Source organism: Bordetella petrii, assembly GCF_000067205.1.
GTDB classification, from domain to species: domain Bacteria; phylum Pseudomonadota; class Gammaproteobacteria; order Burkholderiales; family Burkholderiaceae_B; genus Bordetella_A; species Bordetella_A petrii.
Genome location: NC_010170.1, coordinates 1,361,965 through 1,385,357, shown reverse-complemented (window position 1 = coordinate 1,385,357; position 23,393 = coordinate 1,361,965). Strand labels below are relative to the sequence as shown.

At 59.3% G+C, this 23,393-nt stretch carries 26 protein-coding genes and 1 pseudogene; 5 read left to right on the top strand and 22 right to left on the bottom strand.

The window, feature by feature from the left end; genetic code table 11:
- The first annotated feature begins 94 nt into the window (after positions 1–94).
- Positions 95–970, top strand: coding sequence for a helix-turn-helix transcriptional regulator (locus BPET_RS06695; RefSeq protein ID WP_012248310.1), 876 nt, complete (start codon positions 95–97; stop codon positions 968–970).
- A 15-nt stretch (positions 971–985) separates the two neighbouring features.
- Here BPET_RS06695 and BPET_RS06690 read toward each other — a convergent pair whose 3' ends face one another.
- From BPET_RS06690 to BPET_RS06620, 15 genes are all read right to left on the bottom strand, one after another.
- Positions 986–3,259 carry a DEAD/DEAH box helicase family protein gene (locus tag BPET_RS06690; RefSeq protein WP_012248309.1) on the bottom strand — a complete coding sequence of 758 codons (2,274 nt, stop codon included), beginning with the start codon at positions 3,257–3,259 and terminating at the stop codon, positions 986–988.
- Between the two features lie 102 nt (positions 3,260–3,361).
- On the bottom strand, positions 3,362–3,673 hold the full coding sequence (locus tag BPET_RS06685; RefSeq protein WP_012248308.1) for a hypothetical protein: 312 nt from the start codon (positions 3,671–3,673) through the stop codon (positions 3,362–3,364).
- A gap of 125 nt (positions 3,674–3,798) precedes the next feature.
- Positions 3,799–4,104, bottom strand: coding sequence for a hypothetical protein (locus BPET_RS06680; protein WP_012248307.1), 306 nt, complete (start codon positions 4,102–4,104; stop codon positions 3,799–3,801).
- 89 nt (positions 4,105–4,193) lie between these two features.
- Positions 4,194–4,520, bottom strand: a complete 327-nt coding sequence (locus BPET_RS06675; protein ID WP_012248306.1) for a hypothetical protein — start codon at positions 4,518–4,520, stop codon at positions 4,194–4,196.
- Positions 4,521–4,599: 79 nt separating this feature from the next.
- Complete coding sequence (locus BPET_RS06670) at positions 4,600–5,757, bottom strand: DUF6094 domain-containing protein (RefSeq protein WP_284070600.1); 1,158 nt, start codon at positions 5,755–5,757, stop codon at positions 4,600–4,602.
- Between the two features lie 14 nt (positions 5,758–5,771).
- Entirely contained in the window at positions 5,772–6,422 is a 651-nt protein-coding gene (locus BPET_RS06665; protein ID WP_012248304.1) for a hypothetical protein, read from the bottom strand.
- A 137-nt stretch (positions 6,423–6,559) separates the two neighbouring features.
- A complete protein-coding gene (locus tag BPET_RS06660; protein WP_012248303.1) occupies positions 6,560–7,387 on the bottom strand; it encodes a DUF932 domain-containing protein in 828 nt (275 codons plus the stop codon).
- 234 nt (positions 7,388–7,621) lie between these two features.
- Complete coding sequence (locus BPET_RS06655; protein WP_012248302.1) at positions 7,622–7,963, bottom strand: hypothetical protein; 342 nt, start codon at positions 7,961–7,963, stop codon at positions 7,622–7,624.
- A 77-nt stretch (positions 7,964–8,040) separates the two neighbouring features.
- Complete coding sequence (locus tag BPET_RS06650; protein WP_012248301.1) at positions 8,041–8,649, bottom strand: DUF3275 family protein; 609 nt, start codon at positions 8,647–8,649, stop codon at positions 8,041–8,043.
- Positions 8,650–8,755: 106 nt separating this feature from the next.
- Positions 8,756–9,304: an STY4534 family ICE replication protein gene (locus tag BPET_RS06645; protein WP_012248300.1), complete on the bottom strand. Its 549-nt coding sequence runs from the start codon at positions 9,302–9,304 to the stop codon at positions 8,756–8,758.
- Between the two features lie 407 nt (positions 9,305–9,711).
- Entirely contained in the window at positions 9,712–10,053 is a 342-nt protein-coding gene (locus BPET_RS25820; protein ID WP_012248299.1) for a hypothetical protein, read from the bottom strand.
- A 105-nt stretch (positions 10,054–10,158) separates the two neighbouring features.
- Positions 10,159–10,524, bottom strand: coding sequence for a DUF3085 domain-containing protein (locus tag BPET_RS06640; RefSeq protein ID WP_012248298.1), 366 nt, complete (start codon positions 10,522–10,524; stop codon positions 10,159–10,161).
- A 321-nt stretch (positions 10,525–10,845) separates the two neighbouring features.
- A complete protein-coding gene (locus tag BPET_RS06630; RefSeq protein ID WP_012248297.1) occupies positions 10,846–11,658 on the bottom strand; it encodes a hypothetical protein in 813 nt (270 codons plus the stop codon).
- Between the two features lie 253 nt (positions 11,659–11,911).
- A complete protein-coding gene (locus tag BPET_RS06625) occupies positions 11,912–12,883 on the bottom strand; it encodes a hypothetical protein (protein ID WP_012248296.1) in 972 nt (323 codons plus the stop codon).
- A 157-nt stretch (positions 12,884–13,040) separates the two neighbouring features.
- Positions 13,041–13,754: a DUF5983 family protein gene (locus tag BPET_RS06620; RefSeq protein WP_012248295.1), complete on the bottom strand. Its 714-nt coding sequence runs from the start codon at positions 13,752–13,754 to the stop codon at positions 13,041–13,043.
- A 75-nt stretch (positions 13,755–13,829) separates the two neighbouring features.
- Between BPET_RS06620 and BPET_RS27010 the strand changes: the two genes are divergently transcribed.
- Genes BPET_RS27010 through BPET_RS06605 form a run of 3 tightly spaced genes read left to right on the top strand, consistent with a single transcriptional unit; the run spans position 13,830 to position 15,351 of the window.
- On the top strand, positions 13,830–14,660 hold the full coding sequence (locus BPET_RS27010) for a hypothetical protein (protein ID WP_151208945.1): 831 nt from the start codon (positions 13,830–13,832) through the stop codon (positions 14,658–14,660).
- Positions 14,558–14,836: a type II toxin-antitoxin system TacA family antitoxin gene (locus BPET_RS06610; RefSeq protein ID WP_012248294.1), complete on the top strand. Its 279-nt coding sequence runs from the start codon at positions 14,558–14,560 to the stop codon at positions 14,834–14,836. Before BPET_RS27010 ends, BPET_RS06610 begins: the two co-directional genes overlap by 103 nt.
- Positions 14,836–15,351, top strand: coding sequence for a GNAT family N-acetyltransferase (locus tag BPET_RS06605; protein ID WP_012248293.1), 516 nt, complete (start codon positions 14,836–14,838; stop codon positions 15,349–15,351). Before BPET_RS06610 ends, BPET_RS06605 begins: the two co-directional genes overlap by 1 nt.
- 102 nt (positions 15,352–15,453) lie before the next feature.
- Here BPET_RS06605 and BPET_RS25450 read toward each other — a convergent pair whose 3' ends face one another.
- A complete protein-coding gene (locus tag BPET_RS25450; protein WP_231852664.1) occupies positions 15,454–16,326 on the bottom strand; it encodes a DNA cytosine methyltransferase in 873 nt (290 codons plus the stop codon).
- A 3-nt stretch (positions 16,327–16,329) separates the two neighbouring features.
- On the opposite strand from BPET_RS25450, the gene BPET_RS26540 reads away from it, so the two are divergent.
- A complete protein-coding gene (locus BPET_RS26540) occupies positions 16,330–16,818 on the top strand; it encodes a hypothetical protein (protein WP_151208944.1) in 489 nt (162 codons plus the stop codon).
- On the opposite strand, the gene BPET_RS06595 is transcribed toward BPET_RS26540, so the two are convergent.
- From BPET_RS06595 to BPET_RS06570, 6 genes and pseudogenes are all read right to left on the bottom strand, one after another.
- A complete protein-coding gene (locus tag BPET_RS06595; RefSeq protein ID WP_012248048.1) occupies positions 16,772–17,821 on the bottom strand; it encodes a site-specific integrase in 1,050 nt (349 codons plus the stop codon). The two genes, BPET_RS26540 and BPET_RS06595, sit on opposite strands and share 47 nt — an antisense overlap.
- On the bottom strand, positions 17,814–18,809 hold the full coding sequence (locus BPET_RS06590; protein ID WP_012248049.1) for a tyrosine-type recombinase/integrase: 996 nt from the start codon (positions 18,807–18,809) through the stop codon (positions 17,814–17,816). Before BPET_RS06590 ends, BPET_RS06595 begins: the two co-directional genes overlap by 8 nt.
- The gene (locus BPET_RS06585; RefSeq protein ID WP_012248050.1) at positions 18,809–20,017 is read right to left on the bottom strand and encodes a site-specific integrase; all 1,209 of its coding nucleotides are present in this window, start codon (positions 20,015–20,017) and stop codon (positions 18,809–18,811) included. Before BPET_RS06585 ends, BPET_RS06590 begins: the two co-directional genes overlap by 1 nt.
- Before the next feature lie 136 nt (positions 20,018–20,153).
- Complete coding sequence (locus tag BPET_RS25815; protein WP_012248290.1) at positions 20,154–20,723, bottom strand: DNA cytosine methyltransferase; 570 nt, start codon at positions 20,721–20,723, stop codon at positions 20,154–20,156.
- Positions 20,724–21,276: 553 nt separating this feature from the next.
- Positions 21,277–22,137, bottom strand: a pseudogene (locus BPET_RS06575) (DNA topoisomerase); the annotation flags it as partial.
- Between the two features lie 23 nt (positions 22,138–22,160).
- Positions 22,161–23,335, bottom strand: a protein-coding gene (locus BPET_RS06570; protein WP_085970191.1) for an IS3 family transposase whose coding sequence is annotated in 2 segments (ribosomal slippage) — positions 22,161–23,086 and positions 23,086–23,335 — 1,176 coding nt in all. Because the reading frame shifts where the segments join, the coding sequence is not laid out codon by codon here.
- Positions 23,336–23,393 lie beyond the last annotated feature (58 nt).

Sequence of the window (23,393 nt, the reverse complement as noted above, 5' to 3'; positions counted from 1 at the left end):
CTCTTGCACGCCTTTGGGGCAAGTCGCACCTATTGTGTGCAATTAATTTGGCTATTACAATCTAACCATTTATGCTGTTACTAAAGGTGACGGGATGAGCACTGCTAGAACGATGGAGCGCACGCGAAAGGAGTTGGCGGACTTTCTGCGTAGTCGGCGCGAGCGCTTGCACCCTGTTGATGTTGGTCTTCCGTCCGGTGGACGCCGCCGTACGCCCGGCCTCCGACGCGAGGAAGTTGCTGCATTGGCCGGTGTCGGATTGACTTGGTACACGTGGCTGGAGCAAGGGCGTGATATCAGCGTATCGGCGACATTTCTGGACAACTTGTCACGGGTCCTGAAGCTGGACGCCGCTGAGCGCCGGTATCTCTATCTGCTAAGCCAGCAGCGTCCTCCCGCAGAACCGGGAAAAACATGGTGTGTCGTACCGCAAGTCGTCCACCGCCTGATGGGTGACCTGGCGCTACGCCCTGCCTACGTGATCAATCTTCGATGGGATGTGCTGGCTTGGAACCAAGCCGCAGACCGAGTGTTCCACTTTTCAAAGCATGCCCCGGAACGCCGGAACCTGCTCTGGATGCTATTCGCTGATCCTGCAACTCAGGCGTTGTTCAGCCCTTGGGAGGATCAAGCCCTCCACCTGCTATCTGAGTTCCGGCGAGATTTTGTCCGGGCGACGCAAGAGCCTGATATCTGCGCCTTGATCAAGGACCTGGAAAAGGTCTCTCCCGATTTCAAAGCTTGGTGGCAGGAACAGACCATTCATGATCTGAATATGAGTTGGCAGCGTTTATCTCTTACAGGCTACGGCCATGTCGCGTTCGAATACACGAAGCTTACGATTGACGAGGATCGTCATCTTCGACTGCTCTACTACGCAGCATTGGATCAAAGCGATCAAGACCAAGGTTTCATCAGATGGTTGACGTCCTCTACTGCCGATAAAAAAACGGCCCCGAAGGGCCGTTGAAGTGCTGCATGGTGATCAGGCGGCGACAAGTTGCCTTGCCATCGCCACTTCTACCGAATCGCCGTCCGTGTTGAGTGCGTCCAACCCGGACTCCGGCACATCTCCAGATGTGCTCTGCGATACGAGGATCTTCTTCGCCATCAGCGACAGGCACGTCATCTGCGACGTGGCTGCGTAGCCGAGATAGATGACCTTCACGGCGAGCTTCTGGCCGATCCGCCAAGACCGTCGCGCAGCCTGCTGAAGCGTATATACGTTCCATCCGGACTGCATGAACACGATCGTTGGGAACTCCAGAAGATCCAGGCCCGTCTTGACCAATTCGGGGTTGGTCAGCAGCACATCGATGCCCCGGTCGAGCTGCTCGGCGATCCAGTCTTCCCGCCGTGAGGTGTCCACGCTTGCGCGCAGCACCGCGACCTTCAGACCTTCCTGCTCCAGCAGAACCTTCAACCTCGACGTGGTGTCCCGCGTCCCGGTGTAGACGGTATAGGCCAGGACCTTACGGCCTTCGGCTTTCTCTGCCTTGCAGATGTCGATCAGCTCACGCTCTTTCGGCGTGATTTCCAGCTCGTTGAACTGCGACGGTGTGAACGCCAGCAGTTCCCGCGTGCGGGGATGCGTCACCGTCTCGGGACGGAAGCACGTGTCCGGCCAGGCCAGAAGCACGTTGAGGACCACACCAAGAAGCGTCGTATCCCGCTTGCGCAGGGCTTCCTTGAGAGCCGCGGTGAGACGCCCGGCCAGATCACGATAGGCGCTGGCCTGATCGGCCTCCATCGCAACCTCACGAAACTCCTCTTCGTAGGGAGGAAGCACGTTGCCGCCAATGTCCCTGAGTTTCAGGAACACGGTGAACGGCAGCACGCAGCGCAGGATACCTTTCGGCCCGAAGCCTGGCGCTTTGACGGTGCGCACCGTGATCTTGGTGCCCCTGGCCGTCTTGTGCGCGGTTCCGGTGCTCTCGGAATAGATGTCCTTCAACACGCCGTGTTCGCGCATGAAGGCCATCGCGGCCGACGTCATGCTGCCGGTCCTGGAGGGCCGGTAGCCGTCTTCGATCATCCGCCCGGTCAGCGTCCGGAACAGCAGCGCGAACAAATCGTCCGCGTAGCCGCCCATTAGCGTTCCGGTCAGCAACAGGGTTCTGCGAGCCTTAGAGGCAAGCACGCCCATCGCCTGTCCCTGTGCTGAACCCGACCCTTTGTACTCATGGCCTTCGTCACACACGAGGAGATCGAAAAAGCCCTGTGGAAGATAGCGTTTGATGAATTCACTGGCTTGATAGCCGCCTTCACCAAAGCCAAATTCCATGGAGGCCATTGCACGTTCCATGCGCTGAGCCTGCCGGTCGCTGAAGACAAGATCGCCGTTCTCGTCCATCAGGTTGATGAACTCGAAAAGGTTGTCGCCCAGAAGAGATATCAGGAACGACTCGCCGAACTTTTTCATCAGCCGCTGGGCCGTGGCTTCGCCGATGGTGGGAATACGCTTGAGCGCCTTGATCACCGCCGAGGACTGGTCGGTTGCCGAAAGCGAACGAGGACGTATCAGGGTCCATAGCGCAGATGCGCACTGGCTGCACTTGCGCCGCGACTCTTCGGCTTCGAGCTCGACCGTGTTGATGGGCTCGCCATCGAGATCGGTGATGACGTGACCGCAATGCGGGCATGCTCCGACGAATCCACCGGGAGTACGGCGACGGGTGAACACGGGTTTCCAGTGGAAGCCCATGCGCATCCTGACCCTGCCGAGTACGAAGAACTCCTGGCCAGTGGCCGGTACGCCGAGTTGCTCGCGCAGCTTCAGCAGCTTGACCAGCGTGTCGGGGCCGTTCAGGACCCACACCTTTGCGCCGGGTATGGTTTCGAGGATTTCCCGGCGCCACTTGTAGACAAGGTGCGGCGGGGACAGGACCAGCGTGCGGCGGTAGCCTTCGGCATTGAGCACGGCCGCGACGGCAATTGCCATCAGCGTCTTGCCCGTTCCCATTTCCGCATTGATGATCGCGGCGCGCTCGCCGCGGTCAATCAGCAACTCACTGACAGCGTGGATGACTTCGGCCTGCGCCGGGAACGGTAGCCGCTTGAGACGCGACAGAACCTGTTGCCGGTGTGGGCGCGCTTGCCCGGTGTAGACCGGAGGGTTGGCGCGGTTGAGGCTGTCCAACAGCTCGTCGCCGAATTCGGAAACGAAGTCGTTGAGACTGATGGTCAGCGGCGAGGATTCCGTTTCGAGCAGGTCGCCCTGTGTGGCGGAATCGGGCATGGTTTCAAGATCGAGGGACATGGTGATGCTCCAAAGAAAGCGGGGCATGCACCTTCGCCTGCGGGGCGATGGACATGCCCCGGGGTGGGAAGATATGAAGCGGCGGGAGCCGCCAGATGAAGATCAGTATTCGCTGGGAAGCAGCAGCGTGGTGACGCTGCGATCCCATTCGGTGATGATCCAGAGTTTCAGGTCAGGCTCGACCTGGTAGGACGAAAACAGGCGATCCTCTCCGGTGCGCAAGGCGGTGTCATTGGACTGCCAGTCGCTATCGGAGAGATCGCCCCAATCGGCGCTGAGATGGCGCGCGAGATATCGGCCGGGATTGAGCAGGCCCTGTTGGACCAGTTCATCGACGCCGGAGGTCATGACCAGTTGCCCGGTCAGGAATCGCGGTTGCGGAACAACGCTGAGGAAAAGCGCTTCATGTGCCATGGTGGTGACTCCAAATGAAATGAAGGGCCATGGCACCCGGTCGGGGTGATTGGCCCCGGTGGGTGGATGATGCGGACGACAGAAATTACTGGGCTGTCGCGGTGGAGGAACGACGCTTTCGCGCGTCAGAATTCGGCTGGCAGCAGGACATGCGTCGCGCTGCGATCTGCCTCGGTGAAGATGCGAATGTTCAGTTCGCGGGTGACCGCATAAAGCGAGTCGAGACGCGCGTTGGATTTCAATGCGGCATTGTTTTCCTGCCACTTGTCGTCCGTCACATCGCCCCAGTCGCCGCGTATGTGGCGCTGGAAGTAAGGCATCGGGTCGAGCCTGCCTTCCCGCATCAGGCGGTCTACGCCTTCGCTGAAAATCAATGCGCCGATCGGGAACAGCAAACGGCGGTGATCACGAGGTTTCGCGTCGGAGGTCATGGTGTTTCTCCTGCATATTGAGGAGGGTCATGACACCCCGTTGGGGCAGCATGACCCCGTTGGGTGGAAAAGGCCGAAGATGCAAGTCGTCAGTGCGGCTCGTTCTCCTCGGGCAGTTGGATCACGGTCTGGCTGTGATCCTTGCTGGTGATCACCAACAAGGACAGACGCGGTGTCACCTGGTAGCGCGAGGTCAGAGCTCCTTCTGATTGAAGAGCGGCATCGTTCGCGCGACGTTCGGTGTGATCCAGATCGCCCCAGTCACCACGCAGGTGGCGATGCAGGAAACGATGGGGATCAACCAGCCCCTTGCTGTCCAGCCATTGCACCCTGGCGCTGAGCGTCAGGGCACCGCTGGAGAACAGAGGGATGGAAGCCGGCGTGGTGCGCTGGCGTGGGAACAGTTTGAAGGACATGGTTGTAGCTCCTGTTGCGTTGACGAAAAGCGAAGCCAGCGCCTGGTCCAGGCGTTGGTTTCCAGGGGTGGATGAGGCATCAGCGGATGGTCAGCACTTCTCCCCGAGTGGGAGAGCCGGGCGTCATGTCCCATGCGCGAATAACCGGCACGAACTTGTCGGTGAGGATGCGCGTTTCGGCGATCGAGCCATCGTCGCGTTCGCTGTATTCGACTGCGGCGGACTTCTCTTTGTGGGTATCGCCTTTGACGACCATCACCTTGCCGGTTCTGGAATGGACGACACCTGAAATCGCACCGGCGGCGAGTGCCAGGGCGAGATGCCAGTGAGACAAGGCACGGGCCGGCGGCCGCAGCGACTGCTGCGAAGCGCCGAGATGCGTATCGAGGGAAGGCCACAACCCTTGAAGGCGATGAACTTCGGCCGCGAATTGCTCCGGCTCCATGGTGACCCGGTAGAACTGCTCCGGCTCGGCCTGTGTGGCTGGGACAGAATACGGAAGGAACGGCCATTCGACCGGCAGTTCTTCCGCTTCGATATCACCTGTGCCGATCTGCAGCAGCCGGTTGCGGATGGCTTTGGCATCGCCCGCCAGATCGCGCTGGCGTGAGCGGGTGCCGAAGATCACCACCTGCCTGAACTGCTGTTCGACCGCACGGTAGATGCGCAGTCCGGTGAAATGGCGTGTCAGCCAGCCCACCAGCTCGGCATCCAGCGTGTAGCTCGGAATGATGAAGACCAGCACGCCACCGTACTGCAGCAGCGGCAAGACGCGCTGATAGAACAGCTTCTCCAGCCTGGCGCGGCCCTGTCCCTGGTAGCCGATGTTGCCATCGGCATCCCTGGACAGATCCCCATAGGGAGGATTGAGCCACATCAGTCCAAAGCTTTGCCGGCTGATCAGCGTGTCCATCAGGTCGCTGTGCAGGCAATGGTCGACAAGACCTCGGGCATGCCTGGCGCGTTCTTCGTCGAATTCGACGGCATAAGCTGACACCAGATCACGGCCGAGCGCATGTGCGGCTTCAGCGATGGCAACGCCTTCGCCTGCGCAGGGGTCGATGATGGTGACTTGACCGGCGGCCGGCGCCAGCGCGTTGAGCGCCCGCTCCAGCGTGGGTTCGTCGGTTGGGTAGTACCCGTTTTTCGAAAAATTGCGGGCAAGCCGAGGGAACATGAGAGCCATGTGAATCTCCTGATTCTGGTTGGGAAAATGAGGGGCATGCAGCTTGCACATGCCCTTGCGAGGCTTCAGGCGACGTGCCGTAGAGGCATGCCGGAAGCCAGTTCATGCGCCGTGGCGCTGAGGGTGCCGTTGCGGATCAGATCGCCGAGTGCCTTTGTCAGCACAGGAACATCCAGCGCAAGACGGTGCCCTTCCAGTAGCCCGTAAGCCATGGGAAGGCGCGCCAGCATGGATTGCTCCATCAGCAGGTCCAGCACGATGTCGCGCCAGTGATCGAGGAGCGGCAACGGGCACGTGTCCTGTACCAGCGTCCACAAACGATCAAGCCGATGGTCTGAGTCCCTGGGCAACAGCGTCAGCGCGCTGGCGTTGGCCTTGTCGGGCTTGACGCAGCGCTGGTCAAAGAGCCACAGGTTGACCAACGAACCGAACAGGGTGCGGCGGAAAAGGCGCGTGGAGCGCTTCTCCAGCCTGTCGACGTTTCCGATGAAAACCGGAATGGAGCCGCCTTCGTCGGTGATGAGGTGGAACTGATCCAGGCCATCGTCGTCACGACCCAGTGTGAGCCGGGCCAGAAACTGTTGAATGGCCGTATCTCGTGCCCAGACGGACAGGAAGATCAGGTTGCCGCTTTCGTCGCCGATGTAGCCGTCGGCCATCAGGTCGGGGCATTCATCAATGCAAAGAAGCGGTTGTGAGGATGTTGTATCGGGCATGGTCGTGTCCTTTGGAAGTCCAGGGACAGCACCAGCCCGTGAGGCTGGTACAGCCCCTGGGGGGTGAGGAATGCTCCGTCAGGAGCGATAGTTGAAAGCCGCAGGCGTTACCCGAAACGGGTGCAGTCCGCGTCAGATCAGTTTTTGAGTTGCCGCAGGCCTTCGGCCAGCAGCCACAGCGCCCGATTGAGACGGACGTTCTGATCGATGCCTTGCACAGGGCGCGTGCGTTGATGGCGGCCATTGGCAGTTCGACCGGACAGACCTCCTTTAACGAGGTTTTCCTGCACCCGGTTGAACACCGACCACAGATCCGGCCGGTTGTCATCGAACCGGCGCGTAGCCAGAACCTGGCTTTCAGTTATCGGCAGCACCTTGGTGTCGCTGTCATACTTGAGCGTCAGGGCCGAGCGCGCAAAGACTTCCGCCTCGCCATCATCGAGCGTGATGGCTCGCATGGCTTCGCGGGAATCCTGCACCTGGTCGAAGCCGCTCAGGACTTCATAGGCGCCTTCGATTACGTGGTCCGTGACATTCCCCTTGTGGGGCACACGAACGTCACCGACGATATCGCCGCACACCAGACCGTTCTGGCACACGAAACGGAACATGCCGGCCAGCATCTGGTAGCTGCTGGTGCCATCATGTGAATTGAGGAGGATGATCTCATTCGCCTCTTTTCCGTTGATCTGGCTTGCATGGCGAAGGCGAAGCATGTGTTTCGTGAACTCGCGACGGTCTTCATGACGTACGCGGGTCTGGCACACCATGAAGGGCTCGAACCCTTCATTGCGTAGCTTCGCCAGAACGGCGGAGGTCGGGATATAGCTGTACCGTTCGGAGCGGCTTTCGTGCGGTGTATCCGCAAAGATGGAAGGAGCGACTGCGCGGATCTGGTCATCCGACAGGGGATGATCTGCACGCAGAATCGGGGAACGTGATGCGAAACGAGATGCGAGTTGCATGTCTATCTCCTTGAGGATTGGGCAAGCGAAATCGACGGCTGGCACAAGGCCAGACGCGCACGCGTGCGTGGAAAACCTGCGATGCAGGGTCAGTCCGAAGACTGGTGGACGGGAAGTTCAGACGACTGGGACGGCGGATGCCGAACGCACTGCGCGTCTGTGATCGTGGTCCGCGCGTACAGCACGGTCCACAGGGCTGTGAATGCCCTATCAGGGATAAAAAGCGTGGGCCTTTCAGAGCCCCAGTTCGGTGAATGAACCGTCTGCCTGATGCCTGGCCAGGCGGTTGCCGACATTCATTTCGGCGTCGGACTGAACCTCTCTGAACAGGCTCTCCGGCACGACGATCTGAAAATGCCGCAAGACCTCACGGTAGTAGTCCAGATCATGGCCGAAAGGATCGGCCTCGTGCAGATTGCTGTACAGGAAGTGGTCGTCCTCGACCTGCATGGCGTCGTCGATCAGCTCGGCAGGCTTTTCGATGGTCAGGAAAAAATATTGCATCGGGCGGTCCCATCCGAGCACAACGATGATGGGAAATCCCTTGTGGGACGTGTCGAAGTAGTGTCGACTCATGATGAAGCTCCTCGTTTGAAATCATCGGAAGCCGTCCCATCGGGGAAGCGCCCCGATGGGTGATAGATCAAGGCCGGTCAGGCGGTGGCGAGGTGCCAGTCCTGGGACAGAGGTTCAAACCGATAGCCCATCGCACCGAGACGGTCGCGCTGCTGACGCAGGACGCGGCGGTCGACGGTTGCGTCGAGTTTCACGATTTCGCTCAACGGCCAGAGCATGCCGAACAGTGCTGCGTCCTCTTCGGCCGAGGCGTTGGAGGGCGATGTCGTTTCTGGTTCGCTACCGAAGGGTGTGGTATCGACCAGTGGATCGCGCGTGGTGCGGCTCCTGGTTCTGGCCGGAGGCCTGGTGGCGGCCGCTGGAGCCTGCGCCTCCTCATCAATGGGATCGACCTCCTGCGGGCTCAGCCGCTGGGCTTCGTCCGTGCTCAGGCTATCGATGTTCGAGAGGGTCATCCCGCCCAGGTGGGCGCGAATTTCGATGACCATCCGCCCACTGGTGTTGTAGGTGGAAGGACGAATTTCGGCGATAACGAAGTCGCCGTCATATTTGCCTTCGCCATACTGGTCCAGTTCGGCATTCTTGATGACGAACTGGCCAATGCTGGTCGTCAGGCGACCGACATTGAAGTCGCCGTTCCTACCGTGGATGGTCTTGATGGCCAACTGGCCCGGAAGGGTAATCATGGAGTGCTCCTGGTGAAGAAAGGACGACCGGGTTCCGCCGACAACGCTGTGTCAGGGATGCTCGGTTGATGAAAGGAGCGAGGCCCCTGTGAGGGGGCCTTGCGGATCAGAACGACTCGGCCAGTGCCGTTGCTTGCGCATCGGCGGCTTCATCGGCAGGTTCGTTGACCGGCTCGGAGGCTTCCGGAACCGGCACTTCCTGCGGCGCAGGAGCAGGTGCAGCGGATTGCTCCGCAGCATCCTGTTCGGACCCGGCCGGCTTGGGCTCGGCCTTGTACTTCAGGACGCCATCGACCTTGATCCAGCTGACGAACAGCAGGCGGGCCTTCAGGCTGACACCCTGTTCGCCGGCGCGCTTCCCCTTGGAGTAGGTGAAGGTGTCGGTCCACAGGTCGCCCAGGCGGAACCCGATCATCACTTTCTTCTCCGCCTCGACGGCATCGATGCAGCGACGAATGAGGTGCTGGGCATCGGTGCCCGAAACACGTGTATCGAAACGCACGTACGAGACATCGTTGCTTGGACCATTGAGCGCTGCGATATCGCAGGCCAGGAACGGTTCACCTTTCTTCGGCTTCACTTCGCGGATGCGATTGAGGTAGCCGAGGCCGGTGATGTGAAGGTCGAAAAAGGACTTTTCGGTGGAAGTGGTCATGGTGAATCTCCAGACTTGAGGACAAGAAAGCGGAGACACACCGACCCCGTACGGGAGGTGTGTAACCCCCGCGCGGGTTGATGGATCGTAAGATCCGGCAACAACTAGGTTGGCATCACCGTCGATTGCTCGACGGTCGTTCGCGCTGGGATGCCGAGTGCGAACTGGTGTGATCACGCGGACGGAACCGCGTCGTAGCCTTGAAGACCGTGGCTACCTGGGCATGTTGCTGACCGGAGTCAGCGCAACATGGCGGTAGCGTGACATCTCTCCATGAGACCGGCCATCCAAAATCGGTACTGGCCTGTTGCCCTATTGTTCGTTCGCCGTACTTTGACGGGTCGCGCATGCAGGACTCCGCACAAGAAAAAGCCCCCATCAGGGGGCTTCGCTGGATCGGCGCGGTGTTACGAACCGCAGCCGGCCGGGCAACAACCCAGCTCGATTCCGTGCGTGCAGTAGCCATGCTCGGAATTCCAGTCGTGTGTTTCCTGCCTCTCGGCAGGTGTTGCGTAATCCCAGTCCTGCGCGATCTGCAGAGCTTGTGCCCGTTGGTTTTCGGGTAGTCGATCAAGGTGCCGTTCAATCTCTGAACTGAAGCGTTCGACGTAATAGCCGTGTGACATTCCGCAGCCGTTGCTGGCTTGTTCGGCGACCTTCTCGCAGACAGTCCGCCAGGCGGTTTCATCAAACGCGAGACCGGTATCGCCGATAGGTTGTGAGGATGTGCTGCAGGTGATTGCTGGCATGATGGATATCTCCAGTAAAAAAACCGGAGCCCGCCCTCGATGGGACAGAACCCCGGCGGATGAATGAAGCATCGCGACTGCGATGCAGCGCAATCGGTTCGTTGTTCAGTCGTCGCTCTGAGTGGGAGAAACGACTTGCAGGAACAGTTGTGTCGGCGTGGCGGATAGTTCGAGATCGTCCTCGCTGCTAAGGATGCGTGCGAACACGCTGTCCCGCAGTTCGAAATGTTCTGCGAAATCATCCCCTCCCAACTCGGTTCGGGCTAGCTCCCACCAGTCATCGAACGGATCGATGTCAGGGTTACAGCCGATGGCGTAGGCCAGCACCTTCTGATGCCCTTCTGGTGTTAGCTCACCGCGCTCGGCAAGGAAGTAGACGCCGTGATCCTTTACCAGGACGACCCGGCATTTGTTCGCCGCGGCCTCGGCGAGCACGGGGCGCAGGTCGGCACCTTTGAAACGTAGGGACATGGACGGAATCTCCTGTGTGGAATAGAGAAGGCTCCCCAACCTTCTGGATGGGGAGCCGCTGCGGTACATGACCGATTGATGGAAGGATTGGACTGGCGGTCTTGAGGTCAGCCGTAGAACTGTTGAGCCTCAAGCTGGGGAACGAGCAGCGCGTCGTGGCCGACCGATATCGGAAGCACCGCGTCACGGGCCTCATCGGTCGTGAAACACGTCGCCTGGTCGAGCGGGACCCACCGAACTCGTTGGACCAGAAGCCAGCACTGTCGCTGACGGCCGACTCGTTGGGCGAATACACCACCCAGGAACCGCTGGCCGTGAAAGTCACACAAGCACTGCCTGGCGTCGCCGGGCGGGCTTGGTGTCGATCACGCTCACGTCGATCAGGCGCCAGCGCCCGTCGTCGATGAAGCGCTCCAGCACTTCGCCGAGCATGTCGAAATACACCTCGTCGTGCCGATCGACCAGTTCACCATCACGATGCAGCTCCACCACGTAGGTGTCGCCGCCGCGATCGTAGAGGATCGTCACCTGGCCGGCGAACTTCGCGGTCGAAACCGTGAAGCTGATCGCCGGGGGTGTTTCGATGAGCCTGGACGGCTTCGGATCGACCCAGGTGAAGTCGCGGGCGCCTGCATCGACCAGCATGTGGGTGATACGCCGGAAGCCATCGGGCGCCGGCATTTCCTCCAACTGCTGGATGAGCTGGCCCAGTTCCAGGCACTGTGGCTCGGGGATGGGCAGCTTGGCCGGTGCGGAACCAAGGACATGCGTTTTGACCGTGTAGGGGATGCCGTCAGACGTCATCTCCGTACGCTCTTCCGGGGTATCCGCACGCAGGCCGTCGAACCGGCGCCGCGCGTAGGGTTGAACATGCACCCTGGCACCTTCGTCGGGGACGGAAGTCACCAGGCTGGGATCGAGCACCGCGAACTCGGTAGGTTTGACCTTGACGATGATGGCATCGCCGGTGGTCGCGACCACTTTGCCGTCGAAGGCATCGGGGTCGATAGAGAAGCCGAATGCCGACACTTGCGGCTGATCGTCGAATACGCGGTACTTGAAACCTCGCGCATTACGCGGCACGTGAGCTGCGACAAGCGAGGGCATCAGGGACTTGATGAGGGAACGATCCACGGGAAACTCCTTGAGGAAAAGCAAGGGATTCCCGCCACAAGGGAGGGCGTCCCTTGTGGGTTGAGTGATTGGCGCGGAATGCGCCGGTAGAACAGACCAACCAGTGCAACGAGGCACCGCAGTCTTGAAGGTCTCGACTGCCTGGGCATGCAGCCGGCAACGCCAGCAAACATGTCGTCAGGTTGATCTATGGACGTGCGAATTGTTAGCGCCTATCGGAGCTGCCTCTTCACCGTATTACGTCATTGTGGGATCACGGATCGTCGCGTCGCAGGTGCTTGCGACGAATCTGCATCCAGGGGAACATTAAGCTTGCGACAAACCCGCCAATGACGCCGGTGGTCAGAAATCGGATCTCGCTATCCCAGGGCTGTGGCAACGCCATGCTCAACACCAGGCAGCCGAGAGAAATCGAGCTGGCGGATGCGATCCACCGCCACCGGGTTCTGAGCAGACCGCCTGCCAGTGCGTCCAGCAGACTGAGTTCGGCGAACGCTTCCCCGGAGGCTATTCCTGCAATGCGCCCGCGGAGCATGTCCAGGTCGATATCCGGGCTGTTCCCTGAATGGCGCTCCTGCTGCTGAAGTGCGTCAGTAATCATGTGAGGCGACGGCAGGTGGTCTGGCCAGGTGCTCGCGGGGATGACGCCATAGGCTGTCAAAAGTGTGTGGGTCAGTTTCGGAAGCGTTAAACGCTTTGCCAGGCGGTCGTCCAACACGCACCACATCTCCTCCTTGCCAGCGACTGCCAGACGGTAGATCGCCAGCCGGCTGGCGGCCGGGTAATCAACGGTGATCACCATTGCAGGCATTTCGATTGCACCACCGGAGCGCAGGAAGTGGACGCGGTTCTTGCCTTCGTGGGCGAACCACAATCCCAGCGGAGCGATCTCAAACACGACGGCCTGGTCGCGGTCTCCCGGTGCCGAGCGTTCATCTTGCAGCAAATAATCGGCAAGCGCGGTGGCGGAGTTTTTTGAGCTATGTGGCTGCCGCCACCGCCAGGATTCGCCCAGCAACCTGTCGAGCGGGACGCGAGCGCGCTGGCTGCCGACCGATTGCTGTAAGTCCAGGAAAGGCACGATGGCTCTGGTAAAGCTGGAAACATCGACAGCGGAGCCGGCTGCATTTGCCAGTTCAGTTGGAACAAGAACAGTCGCTGCAGGCGTTCTGAGCGATTCGTCTAATATGTCCTTTGCTGCCACGATGTTTCTGACGGCTTGCATCAGCTTCACCTCGGTAGAAGCGGCATGAGGCTTCTGTGCAGGGGTAATTTCGGTATCCGATGGCATCGTCACTAGGTTTCCGTAAGATACAAAATCTATCGGCAAGGAACTATAAGAAAAAAGAGCCTCGCGAGGAGGCCCAAATTTCAAACGACAATTATTCTTCATATTGCGGCAGTCCATCCAGGATCGGGGCATCTGCATCGAAGATCACGATGCGGATGTCGGCCAATGCCGCCAGATGGAGGGTGTCGGCCAAGGATTCCGGCATACCCTTGTCCAGGTGTTGCTGTCGCAGTTGTGCAGCGGTTATGCCCTCAACGTGCAACAAGTTCTCATCTGTCCATGGCGTTGCGATAAGTTTTACGCCGATCGCCGGGCTGTAAGGAATGCGGAACGCGATGAACTGGAAGGCTGTCGGAGTGGCGATATCTGCCAACTCGGCCAGATAATGGGAAGCCTCTTCGGTAATGTGTGCCGTACTGATTTCCCAGCACCGGCTGTAAAAGCCGGTCTCGAAGCTCAGTCGGTAGACCACTTCCTTCGCAGCCTCTCCGGAGTAGGTGTCTCCGATATGAACGACCTGGCCGAAGTCATCGCCGGTAACAGCGTAGGCTACGTTACGCACAATTCCATCGGTCTGACATTGGCTCTCCAGTTCCTCCGGGATTTCCTGGCCTTCGGTGATCAGTGCAAAGTCGCTGCACAGAAGGCAGGGAAACTGTGCGATCTGTTCGTCAGGCAGATGCTCCTGGCTGGGATGCAGTGGCCGCCATACTGGCGGGCTGTCATCTGCATGCGTGATGCAGAGGGTACGGACGAAATGCAGGCTCTGATAGCCGCGAATGAAGGGATTGAGTGTCTGGGACATGGGATTTCTCCAGCGAGTTAGGCGGAGCGCCCCAACCGGGGATAACGCCCCGGTGGGTGGATAAAATGCGCAGCCTTGGTCGAAAGCTCAGTCCTGATTTTGGAGCAGACCCTCGGCTATGCGTTGCCGCAGGTTTTGGCGGCTATTCTGATCTTGAACCCCGGCAAGCAGTCTTGCCGTTTCAAGAGTTATACGGGCGGCTGCTACAGTCAGATCGCCCTCCCGCAGCGCCCTATGCAGATCAGTTGCGAGTTCCAGCGCCTGAGCGGAATTTCCGAAAAGCCTGATCTCCCGACTGATGAAGCAGGCGTGACCACCGAGATCGAACAGCCTTGGTTTGCTGCAGTACCAGCGACCCTCGAACTGAATAGCGACAAGGTTATGGCCATCGTTGAAGCAAGAGGCGATCAGGAACAAGGCTTCGAGGTCTGCGTCACCTTCAAACGCATGATGTTCGATAAGGTTTTCGAGAACTTCCTCCTGATCGGCATGGAAATGCCCGACGAGTGCTTCAAGGAAAGAAATTGCATCGACGCCGGCTGTGGCGTGCGTCCGCGAAAACGATGCGAAGCGGACTGGATCGGTCTACGTGGTCGTTCCACGGCGCAGCCTGAAGACCTGGCTGCTGGCATGGTGCTGATCGGGATCAGCAACACATGCCGCAAGACTGGCAGCGGAAGATGCTGCCGTCCCGCGCCAATCCGCGTGCAGGGTCAACCTTGTTGTCCTGCGCGGCGGGGCTGGATTTTGTACGCCTGTTGTGCTAACGTGTCGTACAAAATGAAACTTTCGGAGATGCTCCTATGGGTACTTCAGCAACGAAAACCGCGCGCTTCGGGCTGCGCGCAACGCAGCAGCAGGAAGCCGTGCTGCGACGGGCGGCCGACGTCGCTCACAAGTCGATGACGGACTTCATCCTGGACAGCGCCTATCAGGCGGCTGAACAGACATTGCTTGACCAGCGCCTGTTCGTGGTCTCGGGCAGTCAGTCGCATGCGCTCCTGGATCTTCTGGATCGGCCGGCACAGGACAATGCCGGCCTGAAGGATCTGTTCTCGCGTCCCGCACCGTGGAGTAGTTGATGGCATTGACGGAGCCGTCAGCGCTCGCCGCAGGTCATGCGCTCGACGAATTCGATTGCGGCAAAGCCAGTTTGAACGACTGGCTGGTCCGACATGCCCGGCAGTCACAGTCCAGCGGCTCAGCCAAAACCTATGTCGTGGCCGACGAACAGCGGGTCGTTGGGTATTTCAGCCTGACAGTGGGCCAGATCGATACCCTCGAAGCGCCTGATCGTGTGCGAAAGGGAATGGGTGGATATCCCGTCCCCGTTGTCATCCTGGCACGGTTGGCTGTCGATCAGAGGATGCATGGGCGCGGAATTGGCGTGGGGCTGCTGCAGGAAGCAATCCGGCGCACGGTCATCATCTCCGAGCAAGCTGGAGTGCGGGCCATGCTGACGCATCCGATCGATGATGAGGCCGCACGCTTCTACCAGCGCTTCGGTTTCGAGGCATCACCCGTACGGGAGCAGCAGCTACTGCTGTTGTTGAAGGATGCACGCAAGCTCCTGTTGCCTAAGAGCACGCAAACCTGATCGATTTCATAGTGGCGACTGGCATGGACGGGAGCACGTAGGCTCCACCCTGGCGCCTACCGTGCCGACCCTATGAAATGCCACGATCCTTGTGGCATCAGGCTACACGTTCATGAACCTGGAAAGCCTTTGGCCAAGCCAGGCAACGCAGGGGACGGCCATCGAATTACCGATCGCCTTGTAGCGCGGCGCGTCGGCGGCAGGCTTGCCGCGATACGGCACCAAGGTGTAGTTGTCAGGCATTCCCTGAAGGCGCTCGCACTCAACAGGCATCAACCGCCTGACGCGCCAGCAAGCCCATTGCGACCAGCCGCTCTCGTCCGGCGCAAGTAATTCGCCACGGAAATATGCCTCGAATGAGGGCAGCAGGACATGGGCCTTATCGCTGCCGCCCCCGCTTGCCCGCAGAGCGTCAGCGACCGCACCGCCCAGCTCGGCCGTTGCGCCGCCCTCCCGTCCACGCACCGCGACGGAGCGTGCGATCAGATCCGGCCCGAGGATCGTGTCCGCATTCTCCTGCCTCTTGCTGTAGTGGCTGATCAGCGTGCCGGAGATGCCGTAGTTGAAGGTGGCCCGAAGCGTTTTGAAGGCGATCGCCGGCACGACGCCGGCATTGGCATGGCTATCGGCGTGCCCGCCGGCGCGAAGGGTTGGAGCGAGGTTTTCGAGAACATCCGCGCCGCTGCCCTGGGCGGTGAATCCCAGCATCGGCGTCTTCTCATCGCCCTGGTCATCCGATGCGGCGTTCCGGGCAGGAACATAGGCGATTGCAGGCAGTCCCTGGCCTGGCTTGCCGCCGCCCACCGACAGCGCACCAACGATCTGTCCATCACCGGCTTCAAGGCGAACCTCGTTGCGGCTGTTCTGCGCGAAAGCCACGGGCATTCCGGACCACGGAGTGAGCTGGGTGACAATGGGTACACCGCGGCCGGTTCCATCCTCACTACTGCCTTTGCCGCCGTTGGCGGTGTTCAAGGCATGGGTTTGCTGTCCGGTGACCGACTGAGCCGCAAAGGTTTCGACCTCGAAATCGCATTTGTGCCCGCGTGCGGTCAGGCAGGCCGCTTTGTCGATCGGCCCTTGACGGTTTCCGCCGCCGAAGCAGACGGTGACGGATACCCGTTGGTAGGCTCCGGCCAGAGATCCGGGAAAGCTGCCTGCGCCATCAGGGCTGCCTGCAAAAGGTCCGGCAGCGATTTGCCACGTTTGCTCGCCCGGCGAAGAATCCCCGTGCAGGCAATCGGGCTCAAAAAGTACCGCTGCGGGATCGAATCCGTCACGACCACTTGCCACAAGAAACACGCGCTTGCGGCGTTGGGCGACACCGAAATGTTGGGCTTATGGATAGCGCAGCGTTATGAAAAGTCGGCGCAACGCAACCAGGGATCGCAGGCACTTGCGCCGAACTTGCTTCACATAATCAACCAGCGGGCCGGTGATCCTTTCCCAGTGATTGCAGCCAACTGAGCAGTTCGCCGTCCTGGCCCCATGCCGGATATGGGGTTCTTGACGTGCCTGGATAGGCCATTTCCAAAGCAGCCTTCTTGCTGTCCAGATCTGCCCGCGCATAGATCTCTGTCGTTTTAATATCGGAATGGCCGAGTAGGTCGCGGATATAGATAAGATTCACGCCAGCCTGCAGCAGGTGCATGGCTTTGCTGTGTCTCAATGTATGCGGACTGATTTTTGTCCCCAGTAGACCCGGATTTCCTTGCGAGACCTCCCTGGCATACTTCTGCAGAATGTAGGAGATGCCTGCTCTTGTTAGTCGCTTCCTGACGTTGTTGCAGAACAATGGCCTGTCTTTCTGCTCCAGGTACTGCCCGTGATGCTCCTGCAGATATGAAACTAAAAGAGCCGTCGTCGGCGCCAGCAGAGGGACCAAACGGACTTTGGCTCCTTTGCCCAACAGCCTTGCGGTTGCCGGTGCTGTCAGTTTCAAGTCGCTCACGTTCATGTTCGCAAGCTCCTGAACTCTGGCCCCCGTGTCATACAGTACGCTGAGCAGAACCAGATCTCTTCGACCCATAGGTTTCCGTGCGTTGGGCTGCTGGAGCAGCAGCTCTACAGCTTCAATGGACAGGTAGTCCACCGTTGAAGATTGCCGCTTCTTGAACTGGATATTGAGGATTTGTTGGCACAGGAGGATGTGCTCTGGATAGATCGACATCACGAACCGAAAGAAGCTCGTGATCGCGCTGAGGCGTTGATTCCTGGTGTTAACGGAATTGCCCCTGTCCTGCTCAAGCCACAGAAGAAACGCTTGTATTTGCTTATGATGCAGGTCCGCAATGCAAATCCGCTCGATCTTCACGCCGGCCTGATGCTCCATGAATCGCAAGAGGATGGAGAACGTATCTCTGTAGGACGCCACAGTGTTCGCGCTCATTCCGCGGTGCGCGGCCAGATGCTCTCCCAGGAATTTTGACAGGGCGTATGCGAAGTCAGTTGGCTGCCGATGCTTAGTCATCCAGGGCCCCCTCGGTCAAATGATTGATCTCAGGGAAGATGTGTCCGAGTCTCGCCTCAAGCTTCGAGGTTATGTCCGGATACACCTCGGCTGTCAGCCTCAGGTAGTAGTAGGTCGAAGTGAGATTGGCGTGTCCCAGGTAGGCCGAGAGAACAGGCAACAAGGTGTTCAGATCTGCGTTCTCTTTAGCCCATCTGTTAAGCCGATGGCAGACGAACGTGTGCCGTAAATCGTGGAGCCGTGGACCACGGTCTTTGCCGTAATACGGTATCCCCACCTCCCACAGCATTTGTCTAAAGCGTCTTCCAAAGTCGCCCGGACTGCAAGGTTCGCGCTTGCGATTGAAGAAAAAAGGGGCAAGGTCATTCGCACCTGTCAACGCTTGTGCTGCATATTCCCGACATACGTCGGTGAGTGTGCTCGACATGGGGACAAGCCGCTCATGGTCGTTCTTTCCATGCCTGACATGCAAAACACCTTGCTCCAGATCGACATCGCGGACTTGTAGCGCAACGACCTCCGAAATTCTCAGTCCGCACCCATATAGGATCTTGATCATCGTGGGGGTGGAGCGATGCATCAGTCGTGACACAGGACTTGGCTTCAAGGCACTCGTGTAGTCGAATATGCGACTGATCTCCCCGCTGCTGAAGATGTACGGGTGGTGCAAACTCTTTCGCGGAATCTTGCCTGGAACAAGGAAGGTCGAATGGCCTTGTCCTTCAAGAAACCTGGCGAAACGATGCATCTCACCCACACGAGAATGCCGAGTGGATTCGGCTTCGTTTGGACGTTTCTTGCTCCAGGCCGAAGCCAGTTCTTCAGTGATGGTGAAACCCTGAATGCTGTAGCCCTTGCTGAAGTTATCAAACATGCGCAGGAGCATTGCCTGCTGCTTATACGCCCGCCCCAGGGAGCGCATCTGGGTCACGAACGCATCGCACATCGGTGCGAAAGGGCCAGTGAAGTAAGCTATTGATGTAGACATCAGGCCACCTCCAGAGCGCACAGGCGCAGCTGCGGCAGGTTGACCTGAACGTACCCGCTGGTGCTGCCAATATCGAGATGGCCCAGGGTATGAGAGATGGTTTGAATTGGAACCTGCTTCTGCAGCAAAGTCGTCGCCAGACTATGTCGCAGTGAATGAACGCCTCGGGGCTTGTTCGCCGGAACATGGATATCCGCCCTGCGAAGGTATTGAAGCATTTGCTGATGTAAAGCAGACGTCAGACCATCGAACGGGGCGATATGTTTTATGAATACGAGTGGGCATTCCGAATGCGGCCGCCCGTTCCGCAGGTAGTCAATAATTGCCCATCCAACTTCATCCATGATCGGAAGATCAACTGGCTTTTTTGTCTTTTGCTGGACGATGGAGATGACATTTCTTGACCAGTCAAAGTGATGGAACATCAGTCCACGAACATCACTGATCCGCAGCCCCATTCTTGCCAGCAGAAGAAAGATCGCATAGTTGCGCTTGCCCAGCGCATTGCTCCTGTCAATCGCAGACAGGATCTTCTCGGTCTCACCAACTGAGAACACTGTTGGCAGTCGCTGACGTCTTTGGCGTCGGACAATGGGTATCGCGTTGTCGAAGCTCTCGACATGAAATCCGTTGGAGCAAGCGTACTGAAAGAGCTGCTTCAGAATCCGCAGCGTCGAGCCGACGGTATTCGATGAGAATCCGGCCAACGACTCAATGTACGAGTTGATGTGTTGAATCCGGATAAGTCGGAATTCTTCAATGCCGTGATGGAGCAGGAAATACTCAAGTCGAAACAGCCGACTTCGCCACGTGCGGAGCGACCCAGGGGCAACCCCTTGGGCGGACAGGTGCTGCAGAAAGCCTTCGAACACTTGACGATAGGATTTGGTGAAACCCTTCAACGTGGCGTGTGATTGCTTGAAAACGGTCCCATACCGTTGGAAGTCGCTGAGAAGATGGATTGCCCGATGGATGTTGTGGGAAGCGTCGGGGTCATCAAGGCGGTGTCCATAGTGGCTCTGGATGAACTCGCGAGCCACTTCCATCGAAAACGCACCGCAAGCGTTCTCGTTGGCATAGGGAACCAGATTTCTCCAGATCGAATTAAGGCGGGTGATAGTGGCGCCGCTGTAGCCCATCACTTCCAGCTTCCCGGTCAGTTCTTCTACCAGCCGAGCCGTGTCCTGTACGACATTTCCGTTCTTCATGCTCATATCTCCGATTTGCGTGGCGACATGCCACGAAAATCATCATCGGAGATTATGTTGAGCAATAGCTCGGGAGATGTTTGAGTTTTGGGGCCTGAGTGCAGTTACTGCGCATAACGCAGTGCTATCCATAAGCTCAATTATGTGGAGCTTCACATAATTGAGCGTCGAGTACCCGCCACGCGATGCGGCGGCGGGGTCCAGACACACAACCTGCGTTCGTCCATTTGGCCCCTGCTGGTTGCAGTTCGCGGCTTTCGCCGGCCAGTGCTCCCAGAAGGCATCCAAAAGCATTGGATTTGTCGGAGAGGACGCCGGGGACGTTTTCCCAGACGATGACCGAGGGCTGTTGATGCTGTTGCTGACGGGTCTGGTCGATGGCACTTGCAAGCTCCGTGTATTTGAGGGTCAGGGCACCACGCGGGTCGGACAGACCGCCGCGCGCACCGGCCACGCTGAACGCCTGGCAAGGCGTGCCCCCGACCAGAATGTCGGGCGCAGGCGCGGTGCCGGCGAGAATCTGATCGGCGATCCCCGTCATGTCGCCGAGGTTGGGGACGTCGGGGTAATGGTGGGCGAGTACGGCATTCGGGAACGGATCGATTTCCGAAAACCAGGCCGGATGCCAGCCGAGCGGTTTCCAGGCCAGGCTCACGGCCTCGATGCCGCTGCAGACGCTGCCGTATTGAAGGTTGGGATGGTTCATGTCGCATCTCCTGTTCTGGTTGGGGCGCGATGGCCCATGGCCGCGCGACCGAAGGGGTCGGCGGTGGTGCGAAGCGAGGAAGGAGAGGAACAGGGCGCTGGAGGCTGAATGCCTCCAGCGACTGACAAGGAAACCACCTGTGGGCTGTCGCAGGGACCTGGCCGTCGTCATGAGCCTGTCGCTGTGTCAGCGGTCGCACCCGACCCGTTTCGTGGCTGGGGCCGGCATCGTTCGGCGCACATCCGCGCACAAAAGGAACCCGTTGTTTCACCGGCGGGCACCGGAATCGAACACCGTCGTCCCCGAAGGGTCTCCTGGCGCTTCGCACGCAAGGCGCCAGGAGACCCTTCGGATCGGACGTAGAAATCGCAGATCAACAGGCTGCGTTTACGCAACCGGGCAGGAAAACACCTTCATCCCTTCCGGCGACACGAACCGCTGGAGGGGAACATGCCTTTGCAGAAGGCGGAGACATGCTCGGGATACCCCGCCTTTGGCGGGGCAATGCCTGACAACCGCTGGAAATCGCGGTATGGGCAGGACGTGTCTGACGTCAGGACGTCTTGCGGGGTGCGCGCCGCTTGCGGGCGGCCGGACGCTTGCCACCGGACGATTCGATCGCCACGGTGCCCTTGCAGTCGGGGTAACGGCTACATGACCAGAAGACGCCGGTCTTGCCGGTGCGCTGCCGGGTCGCGGCGCCGCACACAGGACAAGCCGGTCCCTCGGGAACCTTGATGGACAAGCTGGTACTTCCGTATTGCCGAACTAACTGCGTGATCCAGATGGATTGTTTTTCGATGAACGTGTCCAGCGTCATCTGGCCAGCTTCAATCATGTCCAGGGCCTGTTCCCACACAGCGGTCGTACCCGGATCGGCAATGGCGGACGGCACAGAGTCAATGAGCGTAAACGCGGCATCCGAAGCGCGAATGGAACGGCCTTTCTTGACCAGATAGCTCCGGCCGAGCAAGCCGTTGATGATGCTGGCGCGCGTGGCTTCGGTGCCGATGCCCGTCGTCTCCTTGAGTTTCTGCTTCAGCCGCGGGTCGGTCACCAGTTTGGCGACGCCTTTCATGGCCTTGATCAATTCGCCCTGGGTATAGGGCTTGGGCGGCATCGTTTTCAGCGCCTTCAACTCGACCTGCTCGACACCGCAGCGGGTGCCTTTGCTCAGAGGCGGCAGGATCTGGCTCCGCTGAGCGGGTTCGTCGTCCTTGCCGTCTTGTGTCTCGGGTTCGCTGTTGATCAGCGCGAGCCGCCAGCCCGGAACGATCACCTGTTTGCCGTTCGCCTGCAGCGATTGGCCGTTCGCCGACAATCGCGCGACCGTCCGATCGAACTCGTGGTGGGGCATGAACTGCGCAATGAAGTGCGCGCGGATCAGTCCATAGACTGACGTTGCCCGCGAATTTCGGATCCCTTAACTGAGCGAGATTATGCCACCCGTTGGTTCTGGGCGGCGTACCAGTCCCGCTCGAATTGCATCGGGCTGACGTAGCCCAACGTCGAGTGCAAGCGCGAATGATTGTAGAAGCTCAACCAGTCGATTACCTCGTCCATCGCTTCGCGACGCGTTGCAAAGCGCTGGCCGAGGATGCGTGCACGCTTGAGCGATCCCCACAGGCTCTCGGTCGGTGCGTTGTCCCAGCAATTGCCTCGACGGCTCATCGAACTGCGCATGCCGTAGCCCTTGAGCAGGTCCTGGAAGTCATGACTGCAATACTGGCTGCCACGGTCACTGTGGAGGATCAGGCCCGCTTGCGGACGGCGGCGAAACCACGCCATACGCAGCGCATCAGACACCAGCTCCGTGCGCATGTGCGGCTGCATCGACCAGCCCACCACCTGACGGCTGAACAGGTCGAGAATGACGGTCAGAAACAGCCAACCCTCGTCCGTCCAGATGTACGTGATGTCCGTAGTCCAGACCTGGTCGGGACGCGCGGGAGAGAAGTCTCGTTGCAGCAGGTCCGGTGCGACCGGCAGGCTGTGTTTGCTGTCGGTCGTGACCTTGAACCGGCGTTTGGTCTTCGCCTTGATGCCGTGCAGCTTCATGAGCCGCTGGACACGATCCTTGCTGACGCGAATGCCCTGGACCAGCAGTTGCTTCCACACGCGCGGCCAGCCGTACTCGCCTTTGGATTCAGCGTGCACGGCCTTGATGTGCACCAGCAGAGCGTCGTTGCTGATGCGTCGGCGCGGTCGGTCAGTATCGACATCCCGCACCTTGCGCGCGTGGTAACCGCTGGGGCTGACACCCAGCACCTGGCAGCTCAGGGACACCGGCCATTGTCGGCTGTGAAGCTCGATCCAGGCGTACTTCATGCCGACACCTTCGCAAAGTACGCCGTGGCTTTTCCCAATATGTCGCGCTCCATCTTCACGCGTGCCAACTCCGCGCGCAGCCGGGCAATCTCCATCTGTTCTGGAGAAACCTGTTTGCCTGCGCCGTTCAGCTTCCCAGCGGCATCGGCCTTCACCCAGTTGTGCAGCGTCTTCGGGCTGATGCCCAGTATCTTCGCCACCGCCGCCATGCTCTGGCCGCCGCGGACCATGCGCACGGCTTCCAGCATGAATTCCTGCGTATATCGAGCTCTCGGATTACCCATCTTTCCTCCCTCCTTGCGTGAGTTTTACACACTCAGCAAGGGATCCATTTTTTGCGGG

Bases quoted from the DNA above. Each gene is read 5' to 3' on its own strand.
- BPET_RS06695 (WP_012248310.1), top strand. From the start codon at position 95: ATGAGCACTGCTAGAACGATGGAGCGCACGCGAAAGGAGTTGGCGGAC.
- BPET_RS06690 (WP_012248309.1), bottom strand. From the start codon at position 3,259: ATGTCCCTCGATCTTGAAACCATGCCCGATTCCGCCACACAGGGCGAC.
- BPET_RS06685 (WP_012248308.1), bottom strand. From the start codon at position 3,673: ATGGCACATGAAGCGCTTTTCCTCAGCGTTGTTCCGCAACCGCGATTC.
- BPET_RS06680 (WP_012248307.1), bottom strand. From the start codon at position 4,104: ATGACCTCCGACGCGAAACCTCGTGATCACCGCCGTTTGCTGTTCCCG.
- BPET_RS06675 (WP_012248306.1), bottom strand. From the start codon at position 4,520: ATGTCCTTCAAACTGTTCCCACGCCAGCGCACCACGCCGGCTTCCATC.
- BPET_RS06670 (WP_284070600.1), bottom strand. From the start codon at position 5,757: ATGTGCAAGCTGCATGCCCCTCATTTTCCCAACCAGAATCAGGAGATT.
- BPET_RS06665 (WP_012248304.1), bottom strand. From the start codon at position 6,422: ATGCCCGATACAACATCCTCACAACCGCTTCTTTGCATTGATGAATGC.
- BPET_RS06660 (WP_012248303.1), bottom strand. From the start codon at position 7,387: ATGCAACTCGCATCTCGTTTCGCATCACGTTCCCCGATTCTGCGTGCA.
- BPET_RS06655 (WP_012248302.1), bottom strand. From the start codon at position 7,963: ATGAGTCGACACTACTTCGACACGTCCCACAAGGGATTTCCCATCATC.
- BPET_RS06650 (WP_012248301.1), bottom strand. From the start codon at position 8,649: ATGATTACCCTTCCGGGCCAGTTGGCCATCAAGACCATCCACGGTAGG.
- BPET_RS06645 (WP_012248300.1), bottom strand. From the start codon at position 9,304: ATGACCACTTCCACCGAAAAGTCCTTTTTCGACCTTCACATCACCGGC.
- BPET_RS25820 (WP_012248299.1), bottom strand. From the start codon at position 10,053: ATGCCAGCAATCACCTGCAGCACATCCTCACAACCTATCGGCGATACC.
- BPET_RS06640 (WP_012248298.1), bottom strand. From the start codon at position 10,524: ATGTCCCTACGTTTCAAAGGTGCCGACCTGCGCCCCGTGCTCGCCGAG.
- BPET_RS06625 (WP_012248296.1), bottom strand. From the start codon at position 12,883: ATGCAAGCCGTCAGAAACATCGTGGCAGCAAAGGACATATTAGACGAA.
- BPET_RS06620 (WP_012248295.1), bottom strand. From the start codon at position 13,754: ATGTCCCAGACACTCAATCCCTTCATTCGCGGCTATCAGAGCCTGCAT.
- BPET_RS06610 (WP_012248294.1), top strand. From the start codon at position 14,558: ATGGGTACTTCAGCAACGAAAACCGCGCGCTTCGGGCTGCGCGCAACG.
- BPET_RS06605 (WP_012248293.1), top strand. From the start codon at position 14,836: ATGGCATTGACGGAGCCGTCAGCGCTCGCCGCAGGTCATGCGCTCGAC.
- BPET_RS26540 (WP_151208944.1), top strand. From the start codon at position 16,330: ATGGGTTTGCTGTCCGGTGACCGACTGAGCCGCAAAGGTTTCGACCTC.
- BPET_RS06595 (WP_012248048.1), bottom strand. From the start codon at position 17,821: ATGACTAAGCATCGGCAGCCAACTGACTTCGCATACGCCCTGTCAAAA.
- BPET_RS06590 (WP_012248049.1), bottom strand. From the start codon at position 18,809: ATGTCTACATCAATAGCTTACTTCACTGGCCCTTTCGCACCGATGTGC.
- BPET_RS06585 (WP_012248050.1), bottom strand. From the start codon at position 20,017: ATGAAGAACGGAAATGTCGTACAGGACACGGCTCGGCTGGTAGAAGAA.
- BPET_RS25815 (WP_012248290.1), bottom strand. From the start codon at position 20,723: ATGAACCATCCCAACCTTCAATACGGCAGCGTCTGCAGCGGCATCGAG.